Origin of the sequence: Brevibacterium sp. HMSC063G07 (assembly GCF_001810665.1) — a bacterium.
Classification (GTDB): Bacteria; Actinomycetota; Actinomycetes; order Actinomycetales; family Brevibacteriaceae; genus Brevibacterium.
Genome location: NZ_KV802360.1, coordinates 287,183 through 306,142, shown reverse-complemented (window position 1 = coordinate 306,142; position 18,960 = coordinate 287,183). Strand labels below are relative to the sequence as shown.

19 protein-coding genes and 1 pseudogene are annotated in these 18,960 nt (G+C 61.5%); 5 read left to right on the top strand and 15 right to left on the bottom strand.

Annotated elements, in window-relative coordinates; all coding sequences use genetic code 11:
* Nucleotides 1–156 precede the first annotated feature (156 nt).
* Nucleotides 157–927 (bottom strand): enoyl-CoA hydratase, encoded by a 771-nt coding sequence (locus HMPREF2757_RS07890; protein ID WP_070574993.1) that lies wholly within the window; start codon nucleotides 925–927, stop codon nucleotides 157–159.
* A 173-nt stretch (nucleotides 928–1,100) separates the two neighbouring features.
* Between HMPREF2757_RS07890 and HMPREF2757_RS07885 the strand changes: the two genes are divergently transcribed.
* The 3 genes from HMPREF2757_RS07885 to HMPREF2757_RS07875 are packed head-to-tail and all read left to right on the top strand — an operon-like array spanning nucleotide 1,101 to nucleotide 3,927.
* On the top strand, nucleotides 1,101–2,147 hold the full coding sequence (locus tag HMPREF2757_RS07885; RefSeq protein WP_070574990.1) for a TRAP transporter substrate-binding protein: 1,047 nt from the start codon (nucleotides 1,101–1,103) through the stop codon (nucleotides 2,145–2,147).
* Nucleotides 2,144–2,623: a TRAP transporter small permease gene (locus HMPREF2757_RS07880; RefSeq protein ID WP_141750223.1), complete on the top strand. Its 480-nt coding sequence runs from the start codon at nucleotides 2,144–2,146 to the stop codon at nucleotides 2,621–2,623. Before HMPREF2757_RS07885 ends, HMPREF2757_RS07880 begins: the two co-directional genes overlap by 4 nt.
* On the top strand, nucleotides 2,620–3,927 hold the full coding sequence (locus HMPREF2757_RS07875) for a TRAP transporter large permease (RefSeq protein WP_070574987.1): 1,308 nt from the start codon (nucleotides 2,620–2,622) through the stop codon (nucleotides 3,925–3,927). Before HMPREF2757_RS07880 ends, HMPREF2757_RS07875 begins: the two co-directional genes overlap by 4 nt.
* Before the next feature lie 51 nt (nucleotides 3,928–3,978).
* Here the strand turns inward: HMPREF2757_RS07875 and HMPREF2757_RS07870 are convergent, their stop codons facing one another.
* The 3 genes and pseudogenes from HMPREF2757_RS07870 to HMPREF2757_RS12145 form a co-directional block, all read right to left on the bottom strand.
* Nucleotides 3,979–4,206: an amphi-Trp domain-containing protein gene (locus HMPREF2757_RS07870; RefSeq protein ID WP_070574984.1), complete on the bottom strand. Its 228-nt coding sequence runs from the start codon at nucleotides 4,204–4,206 to the stop codon at nucleotides 3,979–3,981.
* A gap of 127 nt (nucleotides 4,207–4,333) precedes the next feature.
* Entirely contained in the window at nucleotides 4,334–4,873 is a 540-nt protein-coding gene (locus HMPREF2757_RS12150) for a WYL domain-containing protein (protein WP_256278296.1), read from the bottom strand.
* A 264-nt stretch (nucleotides 4,874–5,137) separates the two neighbouring features.
* Nucleotides 5,138–5,299: pseudogene (locus HMPREF2757_RS12145) on the bottom strand (helix-turn-helix domain-containing protein); the annotation flags it as partial.
* 97 nt (nucleotides 5,300–5,396) lie between these two features.
* Between HMPREF2757_RS12145 and HMPREF2757_RS07860 the strand changes: the two are divergent.
* Complete coding sequence (locus tag HMPREF2757_RS07860; RefSeq protein WP_070574982.1) at nucleotides 5,397–5,762, top strand: VOC family protein; 366 nt, start codon at nucleotides 5,397–5,399, stop codon at nucleotides 5,760–5,762.
* A gap of 133 nt (nucleotides 5,763–5,895) precedes the next feature.
* Nucleotides 5,896–7,437: an AMP-binding protein gene (locus HMPREF2757_RS07855; protein WP_256278291.1), complete on the top strand. Its 1,542-nt coding sequence runs from the start codon at nucleotides 5,896–5,898 to the stop codon at nucleotides 7,435–7,437.
* Nucleotides 7,438–7,643: 206 nt separating this feature from the next.
* Here the strand turns inward: HMPREF2757_RS07855 and HMPREF2757_RS07850 are convergent, their stop codons facing one another.
* From HMPREF2757_RS07850 to HMPREF2757_RS07800, 11 genes are all read right to left on the bottom strand, one after another.
* The gene (locus tag HMPREF2757_RS07850; protein ID WP_070574976.1) at nucleotides 7,644–9,320 is read right to left on the bottom strand and encodes a long-chain-fatty-acid--CoA ligase; all 1,677 of its coding nucleotides are present in this window, start codon (nucleotides 9,318–9,320) and stop codon (nucleotides 7,644–7,646) included.
* A gap of 162 nt (nucleotides 9,321–9,482) precedes the next feature.
* A complete protein-coding gene (locus HMPREF2757_RS07845) occupies nucleotides 9,483–10,001 on the bottom strand; it encodes a ferritin (protein ID WP_070574973.1) in 519 nt (172 codons plus the stop codon).
* A 119-nt stretch (nucleotides 10,002–10,120) separates the two neighbouring features.
* Nucleotides 10,121–10,339: a hypothetical protein gene (locus tag HMPREF2757_RS07840; RefSeq protein WP_070574970.1), complete on the bottom strand. Its 219-nt coding sequence runs from the start codon at nucleotides 10,337–10,339 to the stop codon at nucleotides 10,121–10,123.
* A 137-nt stretch (nucleotides 10,340–10,476) separates the two neighbouring features.
* Complete coding sequence (locus tag HMPREF2757_RS07835; RefSeq protein ID WP_070574967.1) at nucleotides 10,477–11,235, bottom strand: hypothetical protein; 759 nt, start codon at nucleotides 11,233–11,235, stop codon at nucleotides 10,477–10,479.
* Between the two features lie 45 nt (nucleotides 11,236–11,280).
* Nucleotides 11,281–12,006: a LuxR C-terminal-related transcriptional regulator gene (locus tag HMPREF2757_RS07830; RefSeq protein ID WP_070574963.1), complete on the bottom strand. Its 726-nt coding sequence runs from the start codon at nucleotides 12,004–12,006 to the stop codon at nucleotides 11,281–11,283.
* Nucleotides 11,975–13,180, bottom strand: coding sequence for a sensor histidine kinase (locus tag HMPREF2757_RS07825; protein WP_070574960.1), 1,206 nt, complete (start codon nucleotides 13,178–13,180; stop codon nucleotides 11,975–11,977). Before HMPREF2757_RS07825 ends, HMPREF2757_RS07830 begins: the two co-directional genes overlap by 32 nt.
* Nucleotides 13,177–14,079 (bottom strand): type II secretion system F family protein, encoded by a 903-nt coding sequence (locus HMPREF2757_RS07820; protein ID WP_070574958.1) that lies wholly within the window; start codon nucleotides 14,077–14,079, stop codon nucleotides 13,177–13,179. The genes HMPREF2757_RS07825 and HMPREF2757_RS07820 overlap by 4 nt, the downstream gene beginning before the upstream one ends.
* A complete protein-coding gene (locus HMPREF2757_RS07815; RefSeq protein ID WP_070574955.1) occupies nucleotides 14,076–15,008 on the bottom strand; it encodes a type II secretion system F family protein in 933 nt (310 codons plus the stop codon). The genes HMPREF2757_RS07820 and HMPREF2757_RS07815 overlap by 4 nt, the downstream gene beginning before the upstream one ends.
* Nucleotides 15,005–16,369: a TadA family conjugal transfer-associated ATPase gene (locus HMPREF2757_RS07810; protein WP_070574952.1), complete on the bottom strand. Its 1,365-nt coding sequence runs from the start codon at nucleotides 16,367–16,369 to the stop codon at nucleotides 15,005–15,007. The genes HMPREF2757_RS07815 and HMPREF2757_RS07810 overlap by 4 nt, the downstream gene beginning before the upstream one ends.
* Nucleotides 16,369–16,773 carry a TadE/TadG family type IV pilus assembly protein gene (locus HMPREF2757_RS07805; protein ID WP_070574949.1) on the bottom strand — a complete coding sequence of 135 codons (405 nt, stop codon included), beginning with the start codon at nucleotides 16,771–16,773 and terminating at the stop codon, nucleotides 16,369–16,371. Before HMPREF2757_RS07805 ends, HMPREF2757_RS07810 begins: the two co-directional genes overlap by 1 nt.
* Nucleotides 16,770–18,947, bottom strand: a complete 2,178-nt coding sequence (locus HMPREF2757_RS07800; RefSeq protein ID WP_070574946.1) for a CpaE/TadZ family protein — start codon at nucleotides 18,945–18,947, stop codon at nucleotides 16,770–16,772. Before HMPREF2757_RS07800 ends, HMPREF2757_RS07805 begins: the two co-directional genes overlap by 4 nt.
* Nucleotides 18,948–18,960 lie beyond the last annotated feature (13 nt).

The window sequence follows — 18,960 nt, the reverse complement described above, 5'->3', positions numbered from 1 at the left end:
GCGGATCCACGCGCTGATGCGGCGCATTAAAGCGTGAATCTGCATTACCGCGGCTGGGCGGGACGGCTGGGTGCAGCGGTTGGCCGAGGCGGCTGGGTGCAGCGGGAAGCTGCAGCGGCTACGGCAGCCGAAGGCCGCAGCCGCTTAGGTGTCAGTTCACATACCGCTGAAGTCCGAGCGGCGCTTTTCCATGAATGCGGCAAAAGCCTCGCGCGCAGCCGGTTCGTGGAGCATGGCGCTGAAAGTCTGAGCTTCGTCGTCAATGCGCTCAAGGATCTGCTTGCGCAGTGCTTCCGGCCGCAGCAGCTCCTTCGTCACACGCAGGGACTTCTGCGGTTTGGCAGCAAGCTTGACCGCAGTCTGCTGTGCTTTGGCGAGGACCTCCTCGGGTTCGAGGACCGCGTTGACCAACCCCGCCTCGTAAGCCAGCTGTGGAGAGAAGGGCTCGCCCAGCATGAGCAGTTCGGCAGCGCGCGCGTGCCCGGCGATCTTCGGCAGCAGCAGAGAAGAAGCAGCCTCAGGGCACAGCCCCAGGTTGACAAACGGCAGGCTGAGCTTTGCGTTGGTGCCGACATACACCAAATCGCAGTGCAGGAGCATGGTGGTGCCGATGCCGACCGCCGGACCGCACACGGCGGCGACCAGCGGCTTGGGGAACACTGCGAGTGAGTGGAGGAACCGGAATACCGGCCGTGAAAGGCCCGCGTCGGCGGGCGTGCTCTGAAAATCGCCGAGGTCGTTGCCCGCACTGAACACACGCTGGCTGCCCTGAATGACAACAGCTCGGACATCGTTGTCATCCCGCGCGGCCTCAAGGGCGTCAGCAAGGGCGGTGTACATGTCGTTGGTCAGCGCGTTCTTTTTGTCTTCGCGGTTGATGGTGATGGTCAGCACCCCGGCGTCGACGGCGGTCAGCACTTCGCTCATAATCACTCCTGAAAGTCTGTGGGTGGTGTCACTGTAGCGAATTGTTGCGCTCGATTGCAGGCGCAGGCGCATTCACAGGACGGGAACCGTATAGTTAATGCGCGAATATCGGGTCTGCTGACTGTGCGCCTGCAATTGGGCACAGCCAGGCGCGAAGTGAATGGAAGGTGCCGGTGGAAAGACCAGCTGTCAGCCGAAGGGCTGTCCTCGGCGCCGGTGCGCTCGCGGCTTTGGGCATGAGCGGCCTCAGCGGCTGTGGCCCGATGATGAACACCGGTGGTCTGCGGGCCGACGGCACCGTGCGAGTGTCGCACTACCTCACACCCAGCTACACGGACCTGGAGCCCTCCATTGCGCAGTTCGCGAAGAACGTCGACGCGCGCTTAGGCGAAGGAACCGTCGATGTGTACGGTGCCGGCACGCTGCTGAACTCCGAGCAGACGGTCACGGGTCTGCTGCGTGCCGTGGCGGATGTTGCCATGCAGACATCAAGCTACGTATCGACGAGCTTCCCCATTCTCGGGGCGATTGAGCTGCCTTTCAGCGGTGCGGACTATCCCACCCTGCGCGAGGCCATGAGCCCAGGTTCGGATCTGCGCAAGACGTTCAACGTGGAGTTTGCGAAGAAGGGCATCATGAGCGTGGGCACCATCATGTGTCCCACCGAGTGGATCTACACCGTCAACCGTCCGGTGACGAGGCCGGAAGATGTGCGGGGTCTGCGCATCCGGGTATCCGGTCACGTTGAGGGCGCAATGCTCAAAGCTCTCGGCGCAGCACCGGTTGCGCTGTCGTCAGCCGAAGTCTACGAGGCGCTGGAGCGCGGCACAGTGGACGGGATGGTGTCCTATCCCGGCACTGTGGTGTCGCGCTCGCTGCAGGAAGTTCTGCGCTATGCCACGATCGGCCATTTCGGTGCCTACACCTATGACACCTACGTCAACCTCGACTGGTTCAACCGCATACCGCGGGAGGTGCGCGAGGCGGTGCACGATTCCGGCCGGGTGTTCTCAGTCGACGGCACGAAGCTTGCCAAGGACGTTCAGGATGACGAATACATGCCTGTGTTTGAGAACTCCGGCATTGAGCTGATCGAGCTTGATAAGAGCCAGACCCGCCAGTTCCGCAACGCGACCAAATGGGTTGAGGAATGGTGGGAGAACAAGGTCGGCGATGACGAACTCGCCACGCGAGCGCTGAAGCAGGCGAGGAACCCGTGAAAGCACTGTCGCAGATCGCCCACGCGCTGCGCATGCTGTCCGGTGTCATCGTCGTGGTGCTGGTGCTCATCACCGGCTACGACGTCGTCATGCGCTATGTTTTCGCTCTGCCTTTGGACTGGTCGATCACCATCAGCTCCGTGGGGCTCATTGCGATCATCATGTTGGCGATTCCGGATGTTTCGCTGCGCGGTGAGCACATTGCAATGGATCTTTTCTACCGGCAGTTCAGTCCGCGCCTGCAGCGGATAGCCGACGGGATCGTCGCCGCTGCCGTTTTCGCCGTGTGCCTGACCGCGGGCCTGGTGTCGCTGAACACGTTCGCTGCGTTCTTCGGCGCGCAGATTCACACCGCCGGGAATTTCAACATCCCGGTGTGGATCCACTATTTCCTCGTGGCGTTCGGCTTCCTCACGTCGGCCGTCACGATTCCTCTCCAGTACGTCCTGCAGATGCGCGAGGTGGAGGACCGGTGAACGCTGTCATCGTCGGCTTTGCGCTGCTGGTCTTGGCAGTGCTCATTGCACTGCGCGCCCCGATCTTCGTTGCCCTGGCAGCCTCGGGAATCATCGGCCTGGTTCTGCTGGAGGGCCCGCGCGGTCTGGAGCAGGTGCCGATCGCCTTTGTGTCCCAGCTGGAAAGCTATTCGCTGGTTGCGGCTCCCATGTACATCCTCATGGGCGAGATTCTGGCTGTCGGCGGTTTGGGTCGGGCGTTCTTCCGCTTTGCCAATGCGTGGCTGGGCAGACTGCCGGGTGGTCTGGGTGTGGCTTCGGTGGGTTCGTCGACGGTTTTCGGCGCGATGTCGGGGGTGTCCCTGTCATCAGTTGCCGTTGTCGGCCGCATGGCGGTGCCGGAGATGCTTGATCGCGGCTACCGGCCGTCTTTTGCGACGGGTTCGGTTGTTGCCTCCGGTGCGCTGGCGATGCTCATTCCGCCCAGCCTCATGTTCATCCTCTATTCGTCGATTTCCGGTGTGAGCATCGGCGAACTGTTTGCCGGCGGTCTTGTGCCCGGTATTCTCCTGGCTGCCCTCATGGCGCTGTACGTCATGATCACAGCCCTGATCCGCCCGGACATCGCCCCGCGCACAGAAGCCAAGGTTCAGCTGGGGGAGAAGCTTGAGGCAACGAAGAAAGTTCTGCCCTCGCTTGTGCTGATTGTGCTGGTGTTGGGCTCTATCTACACCGGCATTGCCACGGCTACGGAAGCTGCTGCGGTCGGTGTCATCGGCGCGATTGTGGTTGTGGGCGTTTTCGAACGCCAGCTGTCGTGGGCGAACATCAAGAAAATCCTTGGTGAGACCACGCAGATCTCTGCTGGCCTGCTCATCATCGTAGGCGCGGCTTTTGTGTTCTCACAGATGCTCGTGCTGGTCCGCTTTGCCGAACACGTCACGGCGTGGGCGGGCGCGCTCACTATCCCGTCATGGGTTGTTGCGGTGCTTTTGCTGCTGGTTGTCATGGCGCTTGGATGCCTGATCGATGCGGCTTCGCTTCTGCTGGTGACCACGCCGATTCTGCTGCCGATCTTCACAGCTCTGGGCTACGATCCGCTGTGGCTGGGCATCATCCTGGTGGTGGTGCTGGAAACCGCGGTCATCACCCCGCCGGTGGGGCTGAACCTCTACGCCATGAAGTCCGTCATGCCGCAGCTGGACATTCGGGACATCATCCGAGGCGCGGTGCCGTACCTCATCATCGAAGTGGCGCTCATGGTCATCATGATCTTCATACCGGAGATCGCCACGTGGTTCCCCGGGATCATCTCAGTCAAATAGAGGGTGAACCTGGCGAAGCGGGACTGACGAGGTGGGGCTCCTGAAAGGTTCTCACTTCCAGGTGATGGAGATTTCGATTTCTGATTTGCCTCCCTCTTTGACTTCGATTTCGTATTCGTAGGTGACGGTGTCGGGCACGTCTACGGTGACATCGTGTTCGCCGTCGGTGACGCGGACTTTGTTCTGGCGGGCGAGCGCGTCGGCAAGTTCACGCAGGCGCTCCGCGACTTGCTCACGTGTCATGGTTTCTTCGGTTTCGTGTTCAAAGAGTTTGCTCATGAGTTCATTCAAACACCGGAACATGAACACCGGATGAGGGAGGTTCTGGGGCCATCCAGGCGAGGGCTGGTCGCCGCGTCGACGTGCGGGGACGGTAAACGGTGGGGGGGGGGCGGGTGCGTGCCAGTCACCGGGTGGGAGTTGAGTGCCGTTCGACCAAATCGTGGGCGAGCTGACAGATGCGTTCCCGGGCTGCCGCAGGAGCGAGTACTTCGATGTGATTGCCGAACTGCAGGAGCTGACGCACAGACTCGATGTCGGGGTAGCGGATGACAACTGTGCACCATTCGCTTTCTGCGCATGAGACTTCCCGGATTCGGGAGCCGAGGACGCGTCGCGCCAGGTCCAGTCGGCTTTTTCTGAGATTGGCGATTACGCTTAGCCGACCTGGCGACTCAGTGCGTTCTTTCAGTGTTGCCCACACGCTGCGGAGGGTTTCATCTGGGCGGAGAACCACCGGCGTATCAAGAGCCTCGAATGCCGAGAGCCGTTCCAGAGAAAATAATCGAGCGGTTCCCTGCTCATCGGCGATGAGGTACCAGCGGCCCGACTTGGCAACGATCCCGTACGGGTCGACCACCAGCGACGACGCCTGTTCTTCGGAGCTGCGACGGTATTCGATGCGCATTCGGTGCTTGAGTCGCAGCGCTGATATCAGATCAGCCACGTTCAACTTCGGGCTCGAATCAGCAAGCCAAGCGCTGCTGTCCACGAGGACCAGTTCCGACAGGAGGGGATGGCTCGAAAGCCCGGGTGCTGCGCTTTGACGGGCAGCAATCTTGAGTGCGGCTGAAGCATGCACTGCCGACAACCTCAGACTCTCTAGATGTTCGTTGTCCAAACCTGCGACCGAGAGGGCCTCCAGTTCACGGGGCTCAAGATGAGATGCGTTGAGTCGTGCATTGGAAAGCAATACGATCCCGCCGTTCCTCCCGCGCTCAGCGTACACAGGTACGCCTGCTGCCGACAGCGCTTCGACGTCTCGCAGTACGGTCCGCCTTGATACCTCCAAACGATCCGCGAGTTCGGCAGTGGTGACGCGGTGACGTGTCTGCAGCAGCAGGAGAAGGTGCAACAACCTGGAAGCTTTCATACCGACCGATTTTCGCAGAATAGATGACAGGTTGTGTCGTGATTAGTTGGTCAAATGAAGCAGTAGGCAAAAACCGACAATGTGAGGACTGTGTTCTATGCCCGCACCCAACCTGTTCCTGATCTACGTTCGCGACACTGTAGATGCCACGGCCTTCTACAGCAGACTGTTTGAGATAGAACCGACATTCACCAGTCCCCGTTATGTTGCTTTTGAAGTTGCTCCCGGGGTCTTGTTTGCGCTGTGGTCTGGGCGAAGCGAGCTGGCGAATCCGAGCACACCTCGAACGTCTGAGGTCGGACTTATGGTGCCGGGAACGCCTGCCGCAATAGACGAAATGTTTATGAACTGGGTCGCAAAAGGAGCCCAGGTTGTGGAGGAACCATATGACGACGTATTTGGCCGAACATTTGTCGTCGCCGATCCCGATGGCACTCTTATCCGGGTATCCCCGGTTGATTGATTTCCACTGAGCCTTCCTGCTGCCAGCATGAACGTATCCTGCTGCGGCGGCGTCTTACAGATCAGACCGCGGCATGGTCTGCCGTTCCTGCTCGATACGATGATCTGACTCACACACAGAGATTGGAGTCACCGTGACAATTGATCAGAAAACGGTCGACGCGTGGTTGGCAGAAGTGCAGGCCGGTGAAGTCGATGTCGCCGCGAAGCTGTGCGACAGCCACCCGAAGGATGCCGTCGCTTTCACCTTCGTTGACCATGACCTCAACATTGAGAAGCTGACGTATGGGCAGCTGGGGGAGCGCAGCCGTAAGCTCGCCGGCCACTTCAAGTCCATGGGCATCGGTGAGGGCGACCGCGTGGGTGTTCTGCTGACCAAGCGCGAAGAGCTCGTGGTGACCCTCGTGGCCCTCGTCCGCCTGGGCGCGGTCTACATTCCGCTGTTCACCGCCTTTGCAACCCCGGCGGTGGAAATGCGGATGAAGGCATCCGATGCCAAGCTCGTCGTCACGGAAGACTCACAGCTGTTCAAAGTCGAACCGCTGGGCCTGCCGGTGTTCATGGCAGGCGATGAATACCAGCGCGCGCTCGAAACCGCTGAACCCTTCACGGAAAACTACCTTGCGGCTCCGGACCACCCGTTCCTGCAGCTGTACACTTCGGGCACTACGGGTGCGCCCAAGGGCGTGCCGGTCCCCGTGCGAGCGCTCGCGGCCTTTAAGACGTACATGAAGATCAGCCTCGACGTCCGCGATGACGACGTCTTCTGGAACGCCGCGGACCCCGGCTGGGCGTACGGCCTGTACTACGGCGTTGTCGGGCCTCTCGCCATCGGGGTGCCCAACATCCTCTACACCGGCAAAGCAGGCCCCGAGGACACCCTGCGCGTCCTCACCGAACTGGGCGTGACGAACTTCGCCGGCGCCCCGACGCTCTACCGCACCCTGGCCAAAGCAGATACCGATCAGAAGGCCAATCTCCGCAGGGCATCGTCAGCCGGTGAGCCGCTGACTGCCGACATCCTCGCGTGGTCGCCAGACGCTCTGGGCTGCGAAGTCCGCGACCAGTACGGCCAGACCGAACTGGGCATGGTCATCTGCAGCCACTGGGCCGACGGCTACCGCCAGCCGGTCAAAAAGGGCTCCATGGGCCGACCCATGCCCGGCATTTCAGCCGATGTTGTCGAAGGCGTCATCGCTATCGACACCCACAACAGCCCGAACTTCTGGTTCATGGGCTACCACAACGAACCAGAACGCACCGCGGTGCGCTACTCCGATGATGGCCGCTGGTACCTGACCGGCGACCTCGGTCGCATTGACGAAGACGGCGATGTGTTCTTCGCCAGCCGCGATGACGACCTCATCCTCATGGCCGGTTACCGCATCAGCCCGTTCGATGTCGAATCAGTGCTCGTCGAACACGACTCCGTTGCGGATGTCGCTGTTGTCGGCCGACCCGACCCCGAAGGCGTGCGCGGCGAGATCGCCGAAGCGTTCATCGTTCTGCGCCCAGGCTGGACCGGCAGCGACGAACTGGCAAAAGAACTCCAGCAGGCAGTCCGCGAAGGCTACTCCGCCCACGCCTATCCGCGCCGCTTCCACTTTGTGGACGAACTGCCGAAAACCCCTTCGGGCAAAACACAGCGCTACAAACTCAAAGAATACGAAGGCTGAAGCGCAGCCAGACGGGTGCCGCAGCTCCCGCACACCACCGGGTGTCGCAGGCCCCGAGGTAGTGAGAGGCGCCTCGTCAGCCGACAGCAGCACAGTGCCAGGGTGGGAAAGAGGGCTCCCCACCCGGGCACAGCTGTTCAGATGACCCCCTTCCGAGGTGCCGCTGGTCTTTCGGGGACAGGCACCCCGGGGGTGATGTCAGCTGTTCAGCCCTGGACGCTGCTGGTATGCCCCTGCCAGGCGGCGTCGCGCAGCTGGAACTTCTGGATTTTGCCGGTGGAGGTTTTGGGCAGTTCGTCGACGATTTCGATGACTTTCGGCACTTTGTATCGGGCAATGTGTGTGCGCACGTGCTCGATGATCTCCTGCGGCTGCGCCTTAGTCCCGGGGCGCAGAACGACGAACGCGGCGGGGCGCTCACCCCAGTCCTTGTCGGGAATGCCGATGACTGCGACCTCGCTCACCGCGGGGTGAGAGCCCACGGCGTGTTCGACTTCGATCGTCGAAATGTTCTCTCCGCCGGAAATGACGACGTCCTTGGCGCGGTCGCGGATTTCGACATAGCCGTCCTCGTGCCACACGGCGAGGTCACCGGAGTGGAACCACCCGCCGGCAAAGGCCTTCGCTGTTGCTGCTTCGTCGCGGTAGTAGCCGGCCATGACGGTGTTGCCGCGCATGACGATCTCACCGACCGTCACTCCGTCGCGCGGAACATCGATCAGGTGACCATCCGCGCCCGGTGACGGTTCAACCACGCGAATGGGATCGGAGAGCACCTGGGCGACACCCTGCCGAGCCTGGAATCGGGCGCGGTGCGGGGTGGGCAGCTGCGCCCATTCGGTCTGCGGTTCGCACACCGTGTACGGCCCGTAGGTTTCAGTCAGTCCGTACACGTGCAGAACGGTGAATCCGAGTTCCTCGACTTCCGACAGCGTGGTGGGGCTCAGCGGTGCCGCCGCCGAGGTGATCGTCAGCGGGTGGGCCAGCTGGTGCTCTTCGGGGGCGTGGGTGATGGTGCGGATGACAGTGGGTGCTGCGCACAGGTGGGTGAGACGGTGGTGTTCGATCAGTCGCCACACCTCGTCGCTGCGCACAGCCCGCAGACCCACCTGGAGGCTGCCGGCGGCAACCAGAGCCCACGGGTTCGTCCAGCCGTTGCAGTGGAACATCGGCAGCGTCCACAGGTAGCGGCTGCCGTGGTTCAGTCCCAAGTGGGTGATCTGGTTAAGCGCGTTGAGGTAGCTGCCGCGGTGCGTATAGAGAACACCCTTCGGCTTGCCCGTGGTGCCGGAGGTGTAGTTGAGGCAGATGTGCCGGTTCTCGTCATCGACACTCCAGTCCAAGGCGGTGTCGGCTGTCGCTGTGTTGGAATTGCTGGCAGCCAGCAGGTCTTCGAACGGTGTGCCGACCTGTGGGGCCGAGGTGCCGGCCGGGTTGTCTGCCGGACCGCTTCCCGGGCTGTCAGCGTGCGGGTCTGTCACAACGCCGATGGTGGTGACACTCGCCAGTTCATCTGCGATGTCTGCGATGGTCGGCAGGAACTCGGCGTCGATGATGAGTGCCTTTGCCCCGGAGTGGTCGAGGATGTAGCGGACTTCTTCCTGCGCCAGGCGGGTGTTGATGGCTACGAGCACACCGTCGATGAGCGGCACGGCATAGTGGGCGGCCAGCATCTCCGGCACGTTCGGAAGCATGTAGGCCACGCGGTCACCCGGCTGGATTCCCAGGTCAAGGAACATGCGTGCGCGCGCCTCCGCGGCTTCTTTGAGCTCGGCAAAAGTCCAGACTGTGTCCTTGTAGTCAATGGCCGGACTGTCCGGGAACACTTCGGCAGAGCGTTCGAGGAACGACAGCGGGGTCAGCTGAGTGATCCAGGGTTGCACATGGTCTCCTTTGGTTCGGTGTGTTGTGTGTCTTGACCCAACACAACCACGCCGCGCGTCCATCAGGGGGTGAAAATGTCACAGGCCGACCGCTGCCGGTGCAGCGGTCGGCCTGTGACATTTCAGTCTGGTTTGAGGGCCGAACCTCAGGAGGGACTCGGTTCAGTCGTCGTCTTCGGTGCCCGTGCTGGTGCGTGAGCCCAGTTCGCCGTCCAAGCGAAGCAGACCGGAGCCGTCGCCGTCGATCAGTTCGAGCTGGCCGACGATTTCACCGACGGTGTCTTCTTCTTCCAGCTGTTCGTCGACGAACCAGTTGAGAATCGGGCGAGCGTCGATGTCGCCTGCTGCTTCAGCCGCGCGGTAGAGCTCACGGATAGCTTCTGAAACCTTCTTTTCGTGGTCGAGCGCAGCCTTGAAGATGGTCAGCGCCGACGGGTCAGCAGCCACGTTCGGTGCTGACAGGGAGCCGATCACAGGCGCACCACCGCGGGCCAGCAGGTGGTTGATGAACTTATTGGCGTGCTCGATTTCTTCGTCAGCCTGCGCTCGCAGCCAGGTGGCGAAACCCGAAAGGTCCTGCTTGTCAGCTTCAATTGCCAGCTGGCGGTAGACCATGTTGGCTTCGAATTCGAGGGTGATCTGTTCGTTGAACTTTGCTTCGAGCTCTGGTGTGAGAGTCATGACCCCATTGTAGAAGTTCCAGCTGTGAGTTGGAAGAGAGCGGGAGGAAAAGCATGTGGAAAAGCAAATGGGGCTCGGAAGCGTGCGCTTCCGAGCCCCGAAGAGCCAAGTGGGTCAGATCACCCGGCCGAGAAGATGTTCTCGACAGCTTCCTTGAACTTGTCGCCCAGCGTACCGCTGGCGCCGTTTGCCGCAGCGATGGCGATGGTGAGAACGACAACGACGACAAGTGCGATTGCCAGGTATTCAATGGAGACGGCGCCCTTTTCCCCTGCGCGGGCCTGGAGTGCTTCGACGCGGTCCTGGATGCTGTTGCTCATCTTGAGAAGAGTAGTCATTGGGTTACCTTCCGGGTTTCCACTGTGTGTACGTTTTCTACTATCTCGGATTTCTGTGAATATTCCCAGGGCCCTGGGACCGTTAGTTGTGCCCACTGGCTTCGGTTTTCCTTTGGGCCCATGTGCGGCAGGAGCAGTCAGCGGTCCAGGCGGATGGTGTACATCTTTTTGAACGCGCGTTTGTCCCAGGTCACAAGAACACCCTCAGCATACTGTGCCGTTGCTGTGCCCTTGGCGCTGACACACTGCAGAGTCCAGGCTTGTACTGTGCCATTCGGCAAAGGTGCACACGCCAGGCCCCTGGGGGCTACGACCTGGGCTGTCGCAGATGACTTTCCGCCGACCGTCGGTACGAACTTCTTGCCCTGCGGGCTTTCGCTCTGCTTTGCCCGGTAGACGTCGACGCTGATGCGATTGCCGCCACCGGGCATGTACGACGTCACGGTGCCCCCGTCGTTCTTCCGCGCATAGCTGATGGCGGTTGGATATGCGCTAGCTGCGGCCGCAGCCCAGAAGGGCTCCGGCGGCTTGTAGGTGAATTTGAGGGAGGACTCCTTTTTGTCGGTCCCTCCGGTCTCAGGGAGGATGCCGCCGCCGTGGCTGGGCCTGTCGCTGCCCTTCGGGCTGTTCTGTGCGCGCAGCCACGCCTCGATCCACTTTTCACGAGCATCTTCTGCCGCCGCCGTAGCGGCAGCGTCAGCACTCTTCTGCGTGCTTGAACGCACATCGACCGCCTCTGCGAAGACCATAAAGGCCAGTGCCGCGCCGATGACCGCCAGGGACGTGAGGAGAACGGAAATCGAAACCTGGCCGGATTCTCCACCGGCACGCTGACTACCAGGCTGCAGACGGTGCGCGGCCACGGGAACATCAGCCGTGTCTGATTGAACGCTCATCGGAGCTTCCTTTCTCGGTCGCCTGTTTCTTCCGCCCGGCACTGGTCAGTTGGGGATCGCCACTGTGCGCAGCCACACGCTGACGGCTTCCGCACGGCTTGAAACGCTGAGCTTAGCGAAGATGTGGTTGACGTGGTTTTTGACGGTCTTTTCACTCAGGAACAGGGTTTCGGCTATAACGCGGTTTGTCAGGCCGTCGGCAATGAGCTCCATGACTTCGCGCTCTCTCTGCGAGAGGTTGAACGGTGCGGATCCGCCGGCGGCCGGAGTCCTGGCAGCCTGTCGAGCTGCCGCTTCCGCGGCTGCTTTGTCGCCAGCTTTGTCGTCGCCGGCGGCCAACGCCGCTGCCTCTGCACCCCCGGGTGGAAAAAACGCTCCGGCTGCCGTTTCGGAAATGAGGAACGAACCCGCGGCGACGGACCGGAGGCTGTGGGCAAAGCTGTCAGGGTCGAACTCTGTATAGACCACGTACCCGCGCGCACCCGCTTGGAGAGCGGCTTTGATGATTTCGGTTTCTTCGCTGTGCGACAGCATGACGACGGTGCTGAACTCTGACAGCTCAGCCGCCGCCGCGATTCCGTCGGTGCCGGGCATGCGAACGTCGAGCAGGCAGATGTCCGGCTGGGTTTCGCGTCCCTTCTCAATGGCTTCGGCCCCGTCGGCGGCAACGGCGACGAGTTCGAAATCCTCAAGAGCTGTGATGATGTGCTCAAGGCCCACCCGCACAACAGAATTATCGTCAGCTATGAGAATGCGAAGCTTTTGTGTCATGTTCCTGTCCTTTCAGCGGTGCATTGATGCTGATGGTCGTTCCGGTCCCGGGTTTGGAGTCGATGTCGACTCGGCCGCCGATGGACGCTGCGCGCTCGCGCATACCGGTCAGGCCGTAGTGCCCGACGCTGCTGTCGAAGGTTCCGCGGCGCATGCCGGTTCCCCGGTCGCTGACGATCGCTGTGATGCCTCCGGGCAGCGATCGGATGACGACGTCGACCTGATCCGCCCCACTGTGCTTAGCGGCGTTGATGACGGCCTCTTCGACGATTTTGCGGACCACGTAGGCCGCGGGGTCGGATGAGCGCAGGTGGCGAAGTTCGAGTTCTGTGTTGACTGTGATGTCGTAGAGAGTGCCGAGTTCCTCCAGCGCCTGCTGAAGCGATTCTTGTGCCGGGGCCTGTGCCCCGTCCCGCAGGTCGGTGAGGATCTTTCGGGACTCTTTGACTGCTTCATTGGCCGCGTGCGAAATGGTTTTGGCGGTCTCGGCGCATTCTGGGTGCTTCATTCGCAGTGCAGTTGCCTGCAGACCGATGCCCACCAGAGTCTTCGTCAGAGAATCGTGGAGTTCGCGCGCCAGGCGCGAACGCTCTTCTCCCAGTGCTGCGTCGTGGGCGCTCTGCGCTGACTGTTCGAGTGCAGCGTCGATCCGCCACTGAAGCGTGCGCAGTGTCGCGCCCATGTGGACGCAGACCAGCAGCGTAATGATGGTCGCCCAGACGGGTACCGAGACTATCAGCGGAGGTGAGTGTGCGCCGTCGGGGTTGAGGATGATGACCGTTGCGTACACCACGATGATGAGAATCGTGATGAGGTGGCGGTACGACGCTTCGAAGAGCATTCCCACGAGGAACGCGCCGCACGCCAGATAGGCGGTGTAGACGATCGAAGAGTTCGATACTGCGGCGAGGACCGTAGACAAGGTGACGTCGAGCAGAACGGTTGCGGGGTGCTTGACAATGAACGGCACAACGACTGACCAGGTGAGGATGAGCGTGAGGGTGGTTGCCGTCGTCAGTGCGGCAAAGACAACCGCGAATGGTGTGGGAGGTTCGTCACGCCAGGTGAGGACCATCGGCAGGTTGGCCAGCAGGCGCATGAACAGCACCAGTTTGGCCGCCTGGATGAGAACCTGTCCAGCCTGCCATTCGGAGCGTGACCACGAAGGCTTCATTGTCGCAGCTTTCCGAAGATGTCGGCGAAGTCAACCGAGTAGAACATGGCTACGCCGATGAGCAGCATTGTGGCCGGCACCATAATGAGCGATACAACAGCAGAGATCTTCGGATTGGCCTTCGACGCCTTCTGACGTGCGCGCTGAGCTGTCACCTGGCGCATGTCGAGCGCGATCTGATTGAGGGCCTCTGTCAGAGGTGATCCGAGTTCTTCTGACTGCATGAGAGCGACGACAAAAGAATCAAGGGAGTTCGACGACGTGCGCGCACGCAGATCCGCGAAAGCCTCGGCGCGGGACTGACCCACGTCCATTTGGCGAAGAACCAGCTGCATTTCCTCAGCAAGCGGACCCTCAGACCTTTCGATAACACGTTCGAGCGCTCCGCGGAATGACAGCCCAGCGGACACCGTCACAGCCAGAACATCGAGAAAGTCGGGAAGATCGTCTTCAATCTTCTCCTGGCGCTCGGCAGCTTTCGACCACAGGGCAATGTCCGGGATGAAGAACAGTGCGAGCAGAATTCCCAGCGCCAACAGCCAGTAGCCGAAGTACCCTCCGACAAGAAGAGCAGGTGCCGTACCCAGCAGCAGCAGGCGGGTCTTGGTCGTTATGAACTGGGAGAAGCTCGCGTAGTCGTCCTTGCCGGACTCCACGATCTTGCGGGTCATGAAGTTTCGGTAACCGGACCCCAGAATCTTCTCGAATTCGCCGCTGATGGCAACGGCCAGGCGGCTGATGGGGCCGTTGTCGGCTTTCTGCTGTTGAATCGGCCCGCGAACAAGGGCGCGATCCTGTTCTGACAGTGAGTCCAGAGGGTCAGAGCGCATCATGCTCAGACCGCGGTAGGCGACGAGGAAGACGAGAAGGGCACAGAGCCCGAAGACGAGCGCAATCACAGTTTGACCCTCGTCAGGCGGTTGATCAGAACGATTCCAAGAACATAGGCGCCGCAGACGGCAACAAGGACGATCTGTCCGACAATGGAGCTTGTCATGTCGTGGAGCACCCGGTTGTTGAACATGGTGAGCAGCGCGAGCAGCGTGATGCCCATGCCGGCGACCATGTAGCCGGTGTAGCTCGATTCGGCGACGATTGTGCGGACCTCGCGGCTGGTTTCCTTGCGCGTCTCCAATGTGAACGACAGGTCGCGCAGAGCGCTGATGAGTGAACCGCCCGAACGGTGGGAAATGACCAGGGTGGATACGAGTACGCCCAGGTCACGGCCTGGAACCCGATCACGCAGCCGTTCGAAGGCGACGTCCAGCGGTGTGCCCATGTCGAGTTCGCGTGACAGGATGCGGATTTCACGCCCGGCGGGGTCGGGCAGTTCGCTGCCGGCAATGTGGAGGGCCGTGTGAATCGATAGCCCGGCGCCGGTTGTCGACGCCAGAATTCGAGCGAACTCGGGCAGCTGCGCGACGATCTTTTCGTATTGCCGGCGATGGAGAATCGTCAGCACGTAGATCGAGCAGGCGAAGACTCCGGCACCCAGAAGAAGAGCCCAGTGCACGGCCATGATCTTGTCAAGCACGTAGGCCACAAGGAGCGATATGACCGTCATTCCAAGGATGAATTCGCTGACGCGAATGCGCCGCACATCGGCTTCTTTCATGAGCTGCTGAAGCTTGCGCACGGGCGCTGCTCGCAGCAGCAGGCGATCGAGTGGATTGAAGACGGCAGCACGGAATCCGGCGTGGCGGATGAGGGAGCGTTCGCGTTGGATGATCGCCTGTTGGTCCAGGGTGCCCATCGCAAAGGCAGCGAGGCCGATCGCGCCGAGAACGATGACCACCCCGGCGATGAGCACAAGAACTGCTGCGCTCATGGCCGTGCCCCCGGCGTTCTGCTGGGACGTGCTGTTCCGCGAGCCTCCAAGATTTCGACGGGAAGCGATTCGCCGGCAAGCCACATGCGGTGGGAAATGGCTTCGGGCAGCGGGTGGAAGACAAAGCGTCCCGTCACAGTCCGCTGTTCCGTGATGGGGTCTGCTACGAAGTCCATGATCGGAGCCAGTGTGAATTCCTCACGGCTTTGCGATGTCACCGCGGCGATCTCTGAAATGCGGCGCGAACCGTCAACACCGCGGTTGAGCTGGACGATGAGGTCGACAGCGGAGTTGATCTGGTCGCGCAGAGCCGCGTAGGGAATCGACAGTTCGCTCATAGAAGCCAGCGTTTCCAAACGCGATACCGCATCAGCGGCGTTATTGGCGTGGACGGTCACCAGCGAGCCGTCGTGACCGGTGTTCATTGCCTGCAGCATGTCGAGGGTCTCACCGCCGCGAACCTCACCGACGATGATGCGGTCTGGGCGCATACGGAGGCTGTTGCGGACCAGGTCGCGGATGGTGACCTGACCCTTTCCTTCGATGTTGGCCGGGCGCGACTCCAGCCGAACCACGTGGGGCTGCTGGAGCTGAAGCTCCGCCGAGTCTTCAATCGTGACGATGCGGTCAGCATCGGAGATCAGACCCGAGAGCGCGTTGAGCATTGTCGTCTTGCCCGTACCCGTACCGCCGGAGACCACAATGTTGAAGCGTGCGCGCACGCAGGCTGTGAGAAAGTCGCGGGCGACCGGGTCGAGCGATCCCTTGCGAATGAGATCATCAAGGGTGAACGGGGTGGGGAAGCGGCGAATCGTCATAGTGGGCCCGTCAAGTGCCAGCGGCGGCACGATGACGTTGACTCGCTCACCGGTCGGCAGGCGTGCGTCGACCATGGGGGAGGACTCGTCAACGCGGCGGTTGACGGCTGCGACGATCCTGTCGATGGTCTGCATGAGCTGCGCGTCGTTCGAAAAGCCCATGTCGAGCTTCTGAATGCGGCCTCGCCGTTCAACGTAGACGTCGTTAGGTCCGTTGACCATGATTTCGGTGACGGAAGGGTCAGCCAGAAGAGGTTCCAGAACGCCCAGGCCAAGCGCTTCGTCGACGACGCGGCGGATGAGTGACTGCCGGGCGGAGGCCGACATAACCGGGCCGGACTGCGAGATGAGGTGGCTGAGTACACGCTCGAGTCGGATACGACGCTGTGTGGCGTCGTATTTGCTCAGTTCGTCGAGGTCGACTTCTTCCAGCAGCATCTGCCGGTATGAGCGGATGGCCTGCTGTTCTGCGCTGAGCTGACCGGAGTTGGCGAATTCGAGTTCACCGCTGTGTTTGTTGCGCACACGGTTGAGAAGCGACATCAGAGGGGCTCCGTCCGTACGAAGTGTGCAGTCCGGGTGACCGTCATCGGGGGAACCACATCGGACACCCACGACATTCCGAGGTACGGCATGTCGATCTGCACTGTGCAGTTGATTTCCTTATAGCCGCCGCAGGTCGCGCGGGTTCCGCTCCGAAGGGATTCGCTGACTGCGGCGTAGGCGGCCGGCGTTCCGGTGCCTACTGCGATCGCTTCGGCCCGAGCGCCGTTGCGGGCTGCGTGATTGGCCTGAGACAGTGCATGCATTGCGAGCATGATCTGAATGCCGATGAGCCCGGCCACCAGCAGCAGGGATGCGCTGCCGAGGAACTCAATGCTGACGACGCCGCGCTCGCCGTTGGCCGAAGAGCGCAGCCGCTGTTTGATTCCGCGAAGACCGATCACGACGGCTCCTTCACGATTCCAGCGCTGGCAGGAATTTCCAGTGCAAAGTCAACAGATTTGGGCACGAGGGTCGGGGTGGCCATGCGGACGGTGACGCGGCCACCTGAGGTGCTGACGGTCATGTCGTCAGCCCAGCCGTCGGGAGTTGCGCTGACAGCCGCCGTGGTGGGATTGGCTCCGACTGCGGCGGCGCGCGCACCTTCGTCGGCTGCGTGGGAGGCGAACACGAACGTGAGGCCGACCAGCACCATCTGGAATGCGATTGCGGTGAACAGGCCGAAAAGACCCGTGATGGCAAGCGCTTCGATGCTGACCGCTCCGCGTTCAGCATCAGACCTGGCCGCCCTGCGATAGCGGCTGCGCGGCCGTGGCCGTTTGAGCTCTGGTTCAGCACTGCTGCTGTTCAGCATTGCCTGCAGGGCTGCAGCTTGTGAGCCGCTGTCGGAGGGAGTGTGCGCGGTCGGTGCTTCTGTGTCCCTGTTTGGTGGTGTGTGGACGGTCGGGGCTTCCGCATCGCGGTTCGGCGGTGTGTGCGGAGTGGGCGTTTCTGCCTGCTTGCTTGGAGCTGAGTGCAGAATCGGAGCTTCTGCATCTCTGCTCGCAGTTGGGTGCAGGGTCGGTGCTTTTGCGTCTCTGCTTGCCAGCGAACGCAGCAGCGGTGCTTCCGAAGCCCTGCTGACCGATGCTGAATGCAGCGTCGCTTTGCCCTGCAGTGAACGCACCTTCGGGGCTTCTGCTTCTCTTCTTGGTGCAGAATGCTGGGCTGAAGTCTCCGCGTCTGTGCTCGGCAGTGAACGCAGCCGCGGGGCTTCCGCACGCTGGAAAGCGCCGGTGGGCTGGCTGCCGACTTCCGGAGGGTGATTCGGTCGAGGCGGAAACTGGTTGTTGTCAGCCTGGGCTTGCGCAGCTTGACCGCTGTTGCGCACGGGTTCTGGAACAGCTTCGTCGGAGTGGCTGGCCTTCTTCTTGTCCGCACGGCCGCCGAAGCGCTGGCGCTGGCGTTTGTCCTGAATGGACGGCGGGGCGATGATTCCCAGCTCGTGAAGTATGCCGTCGATGTCTTGTTTCCATGACGGCGACGTCAGTTCGGGATCGCGTTGGTTGACAGCTGATTCGAGGCCTCTGGTGTCGTCGTGGACGACGGCATTGAGCAGTGGGTAGTTCAGAATCCGCTTTGCGGCACTGGGCCCGAGGCTGCTGTTCTTCGTCACCTTGTTCAGAACAATCCGAACGGTCCCGCCCGTTTGGACGTTCAGCCTGTCCCAGAGCTCTGTCTGTCGGTGAACACCGCGCAGGCTGAGCACGTCGAGGGTCGACACACTGAGGATGGTGTCGGCCATTTCGAGTGCAGTCGCACCGGCTTCTCCGATGACGGACCCGATGTCGATGATGACGAGGTCGGTTCGAGCCGCGAGCATGCTGAGTATCTGACGAGCCGCGAATTCGGTGACGAGCTCGCCTTCTTCACCGCGCTCCGGGCCGAAGAGAATCTGCAGACCGCTTGGGTGCCGGAAGAGAACATCGTCAAGATGGCGGGGAGTCAGCTCTTCGATGACCCCCAAGAGGTCAATGAGCTGTCGGCTGCGGGGAACGTCGAGCAGAATCGACGCATCGGGCTTCTGCAGGTCCAAGTCGACGAAGACGATTCGGTCGTTGGGCCGATGCTCGGCCGCCTGCAGTGCAAGGTGCAGTGCCAGAGTCGTCGTCCCAGTGCCGCCCTTGGCACCGGCGGTAACGAGAATCCGGCCCCCGCGATCCAGGCTGCTGTCAGTATGGGTAGACACGACGTCGCGCAGAACCGTCGACCACCCGACAGCGCTTTCGACAAGACTGGCAATCTCTTCATAGGACAGCGGGAACCGCACCACACCGCGAGCGCCGTTGGACAGCGCCGCCGTGTAGTCCTCGGGCTGGGGATCAGTTACGACAGCCAGAATGGCGCTTGTCGGCTGGCGAACACCGAGTTCGCGAATGAGGTCCCACTGATTCATGGGGGTCGAGTTCTCGTCGATCACCAGGAGATCAATAGAGCCCTCGCGTGGTTGGGCCAGACGATGAAGCAGAGCGTGAGAGGTCGCAAAGATCTGGCCGATTTCGACATCGGCGGCGCTGAGTGCCTCCCGGATCTGCCAGGCTCGCTGTTCATCGGCACTGACGATGAGCGCGGTGGTCATTGTGTGATTCCTC

What these genes read in the sequence shown, in the direction of transcription:
- HMPREF2757_RS07890 (WP_070574993.1), bottom strand. Translation starts at nt 927, where the DNA reads ATGAGCGAAGTGCTGACCGCCGTCGACGCCGGGGTGCTGACCATCACC.
- HMPREF2757_RS07870 (WP_070574984.1), bottom strand. Translation starts at nt 4,206, where the DNA reads ATGAGCAAACTCTTTGAACACGAAACCGAAGAAACCATGACACGTGAG.
- HMPREF2757_RS07860 (WP_070574982.1), top strand. Translation starts at nt 5,397, where the DNA reads ATGCCCGCACCCAACCTGTTCCTGATCTACGTTCGCGACACTGTAGAT.
- HMPREF2757_RS07845 (WP_070574973.1), bottom strand. Translation starts at nt 10,001, where the DNA reads ATGACTCTCACACCAGAGCTCGAAGCAAAGTTCAACGAACAGATCACC.
- HMPREF2757_RS07840 (WP_070574970.1), bottom strand. Translation starts at nt 10,339, where the DNA reads ATGACTACTCTTCTCAAGATGAGCAACAGCATCCAGGACCGCGTCGAA.
- HMPREF2757_RS07835 (WP_070574967.1), bottom strand. Translation starts at nt 11,235, where the DNA reads ATGAGCGTTCAATCAGACACGGCTGATGTTCCCGTGGCCGCGCACCGT.
- HMPREF2757_RS07830 (WP_070574963.1), bottom strand. Translation starts at nt 12,006, where the DNA reads ATGACACAAAAGCTTCGCATTCTCATAGCTGACGATAATTCTGTTGTG.
- HMPREF2757_RS07825 (WP_070574960.1), bottom strand. Translation starts at nt 13,180, where the DNA reads ATGAAGCCTTCGTGGTCACGCTCCGAATGGCAGGCTGGACAGGTTCTC.
- HMPREF2757_RS07815 (WP_070574955.1), bottom strand. Translation starts at nt 15,008, where the DNA reads ATGAGCGCAGCAGTTCTTGTGCTCATCGCCGGGGTGGTCATCGTTCTC.
- HMPREF2757_RS07810 (WP_070574952.1), bottom strand. Translation starts at nt 16,369, where the DNA reads ATGTCGCTTCTCAACCGTGTGCGCAACAAACACAGCGGTGAACTCGAA.
- HMPREF2757_RS07800 (WP_070574946.1), bottom strand. Translation starts at nt 18,947, where the DNA reads ATGACCACCGCGCTCATCGTCAGTGCCGATGAACAGCGAGCCTGGCAG.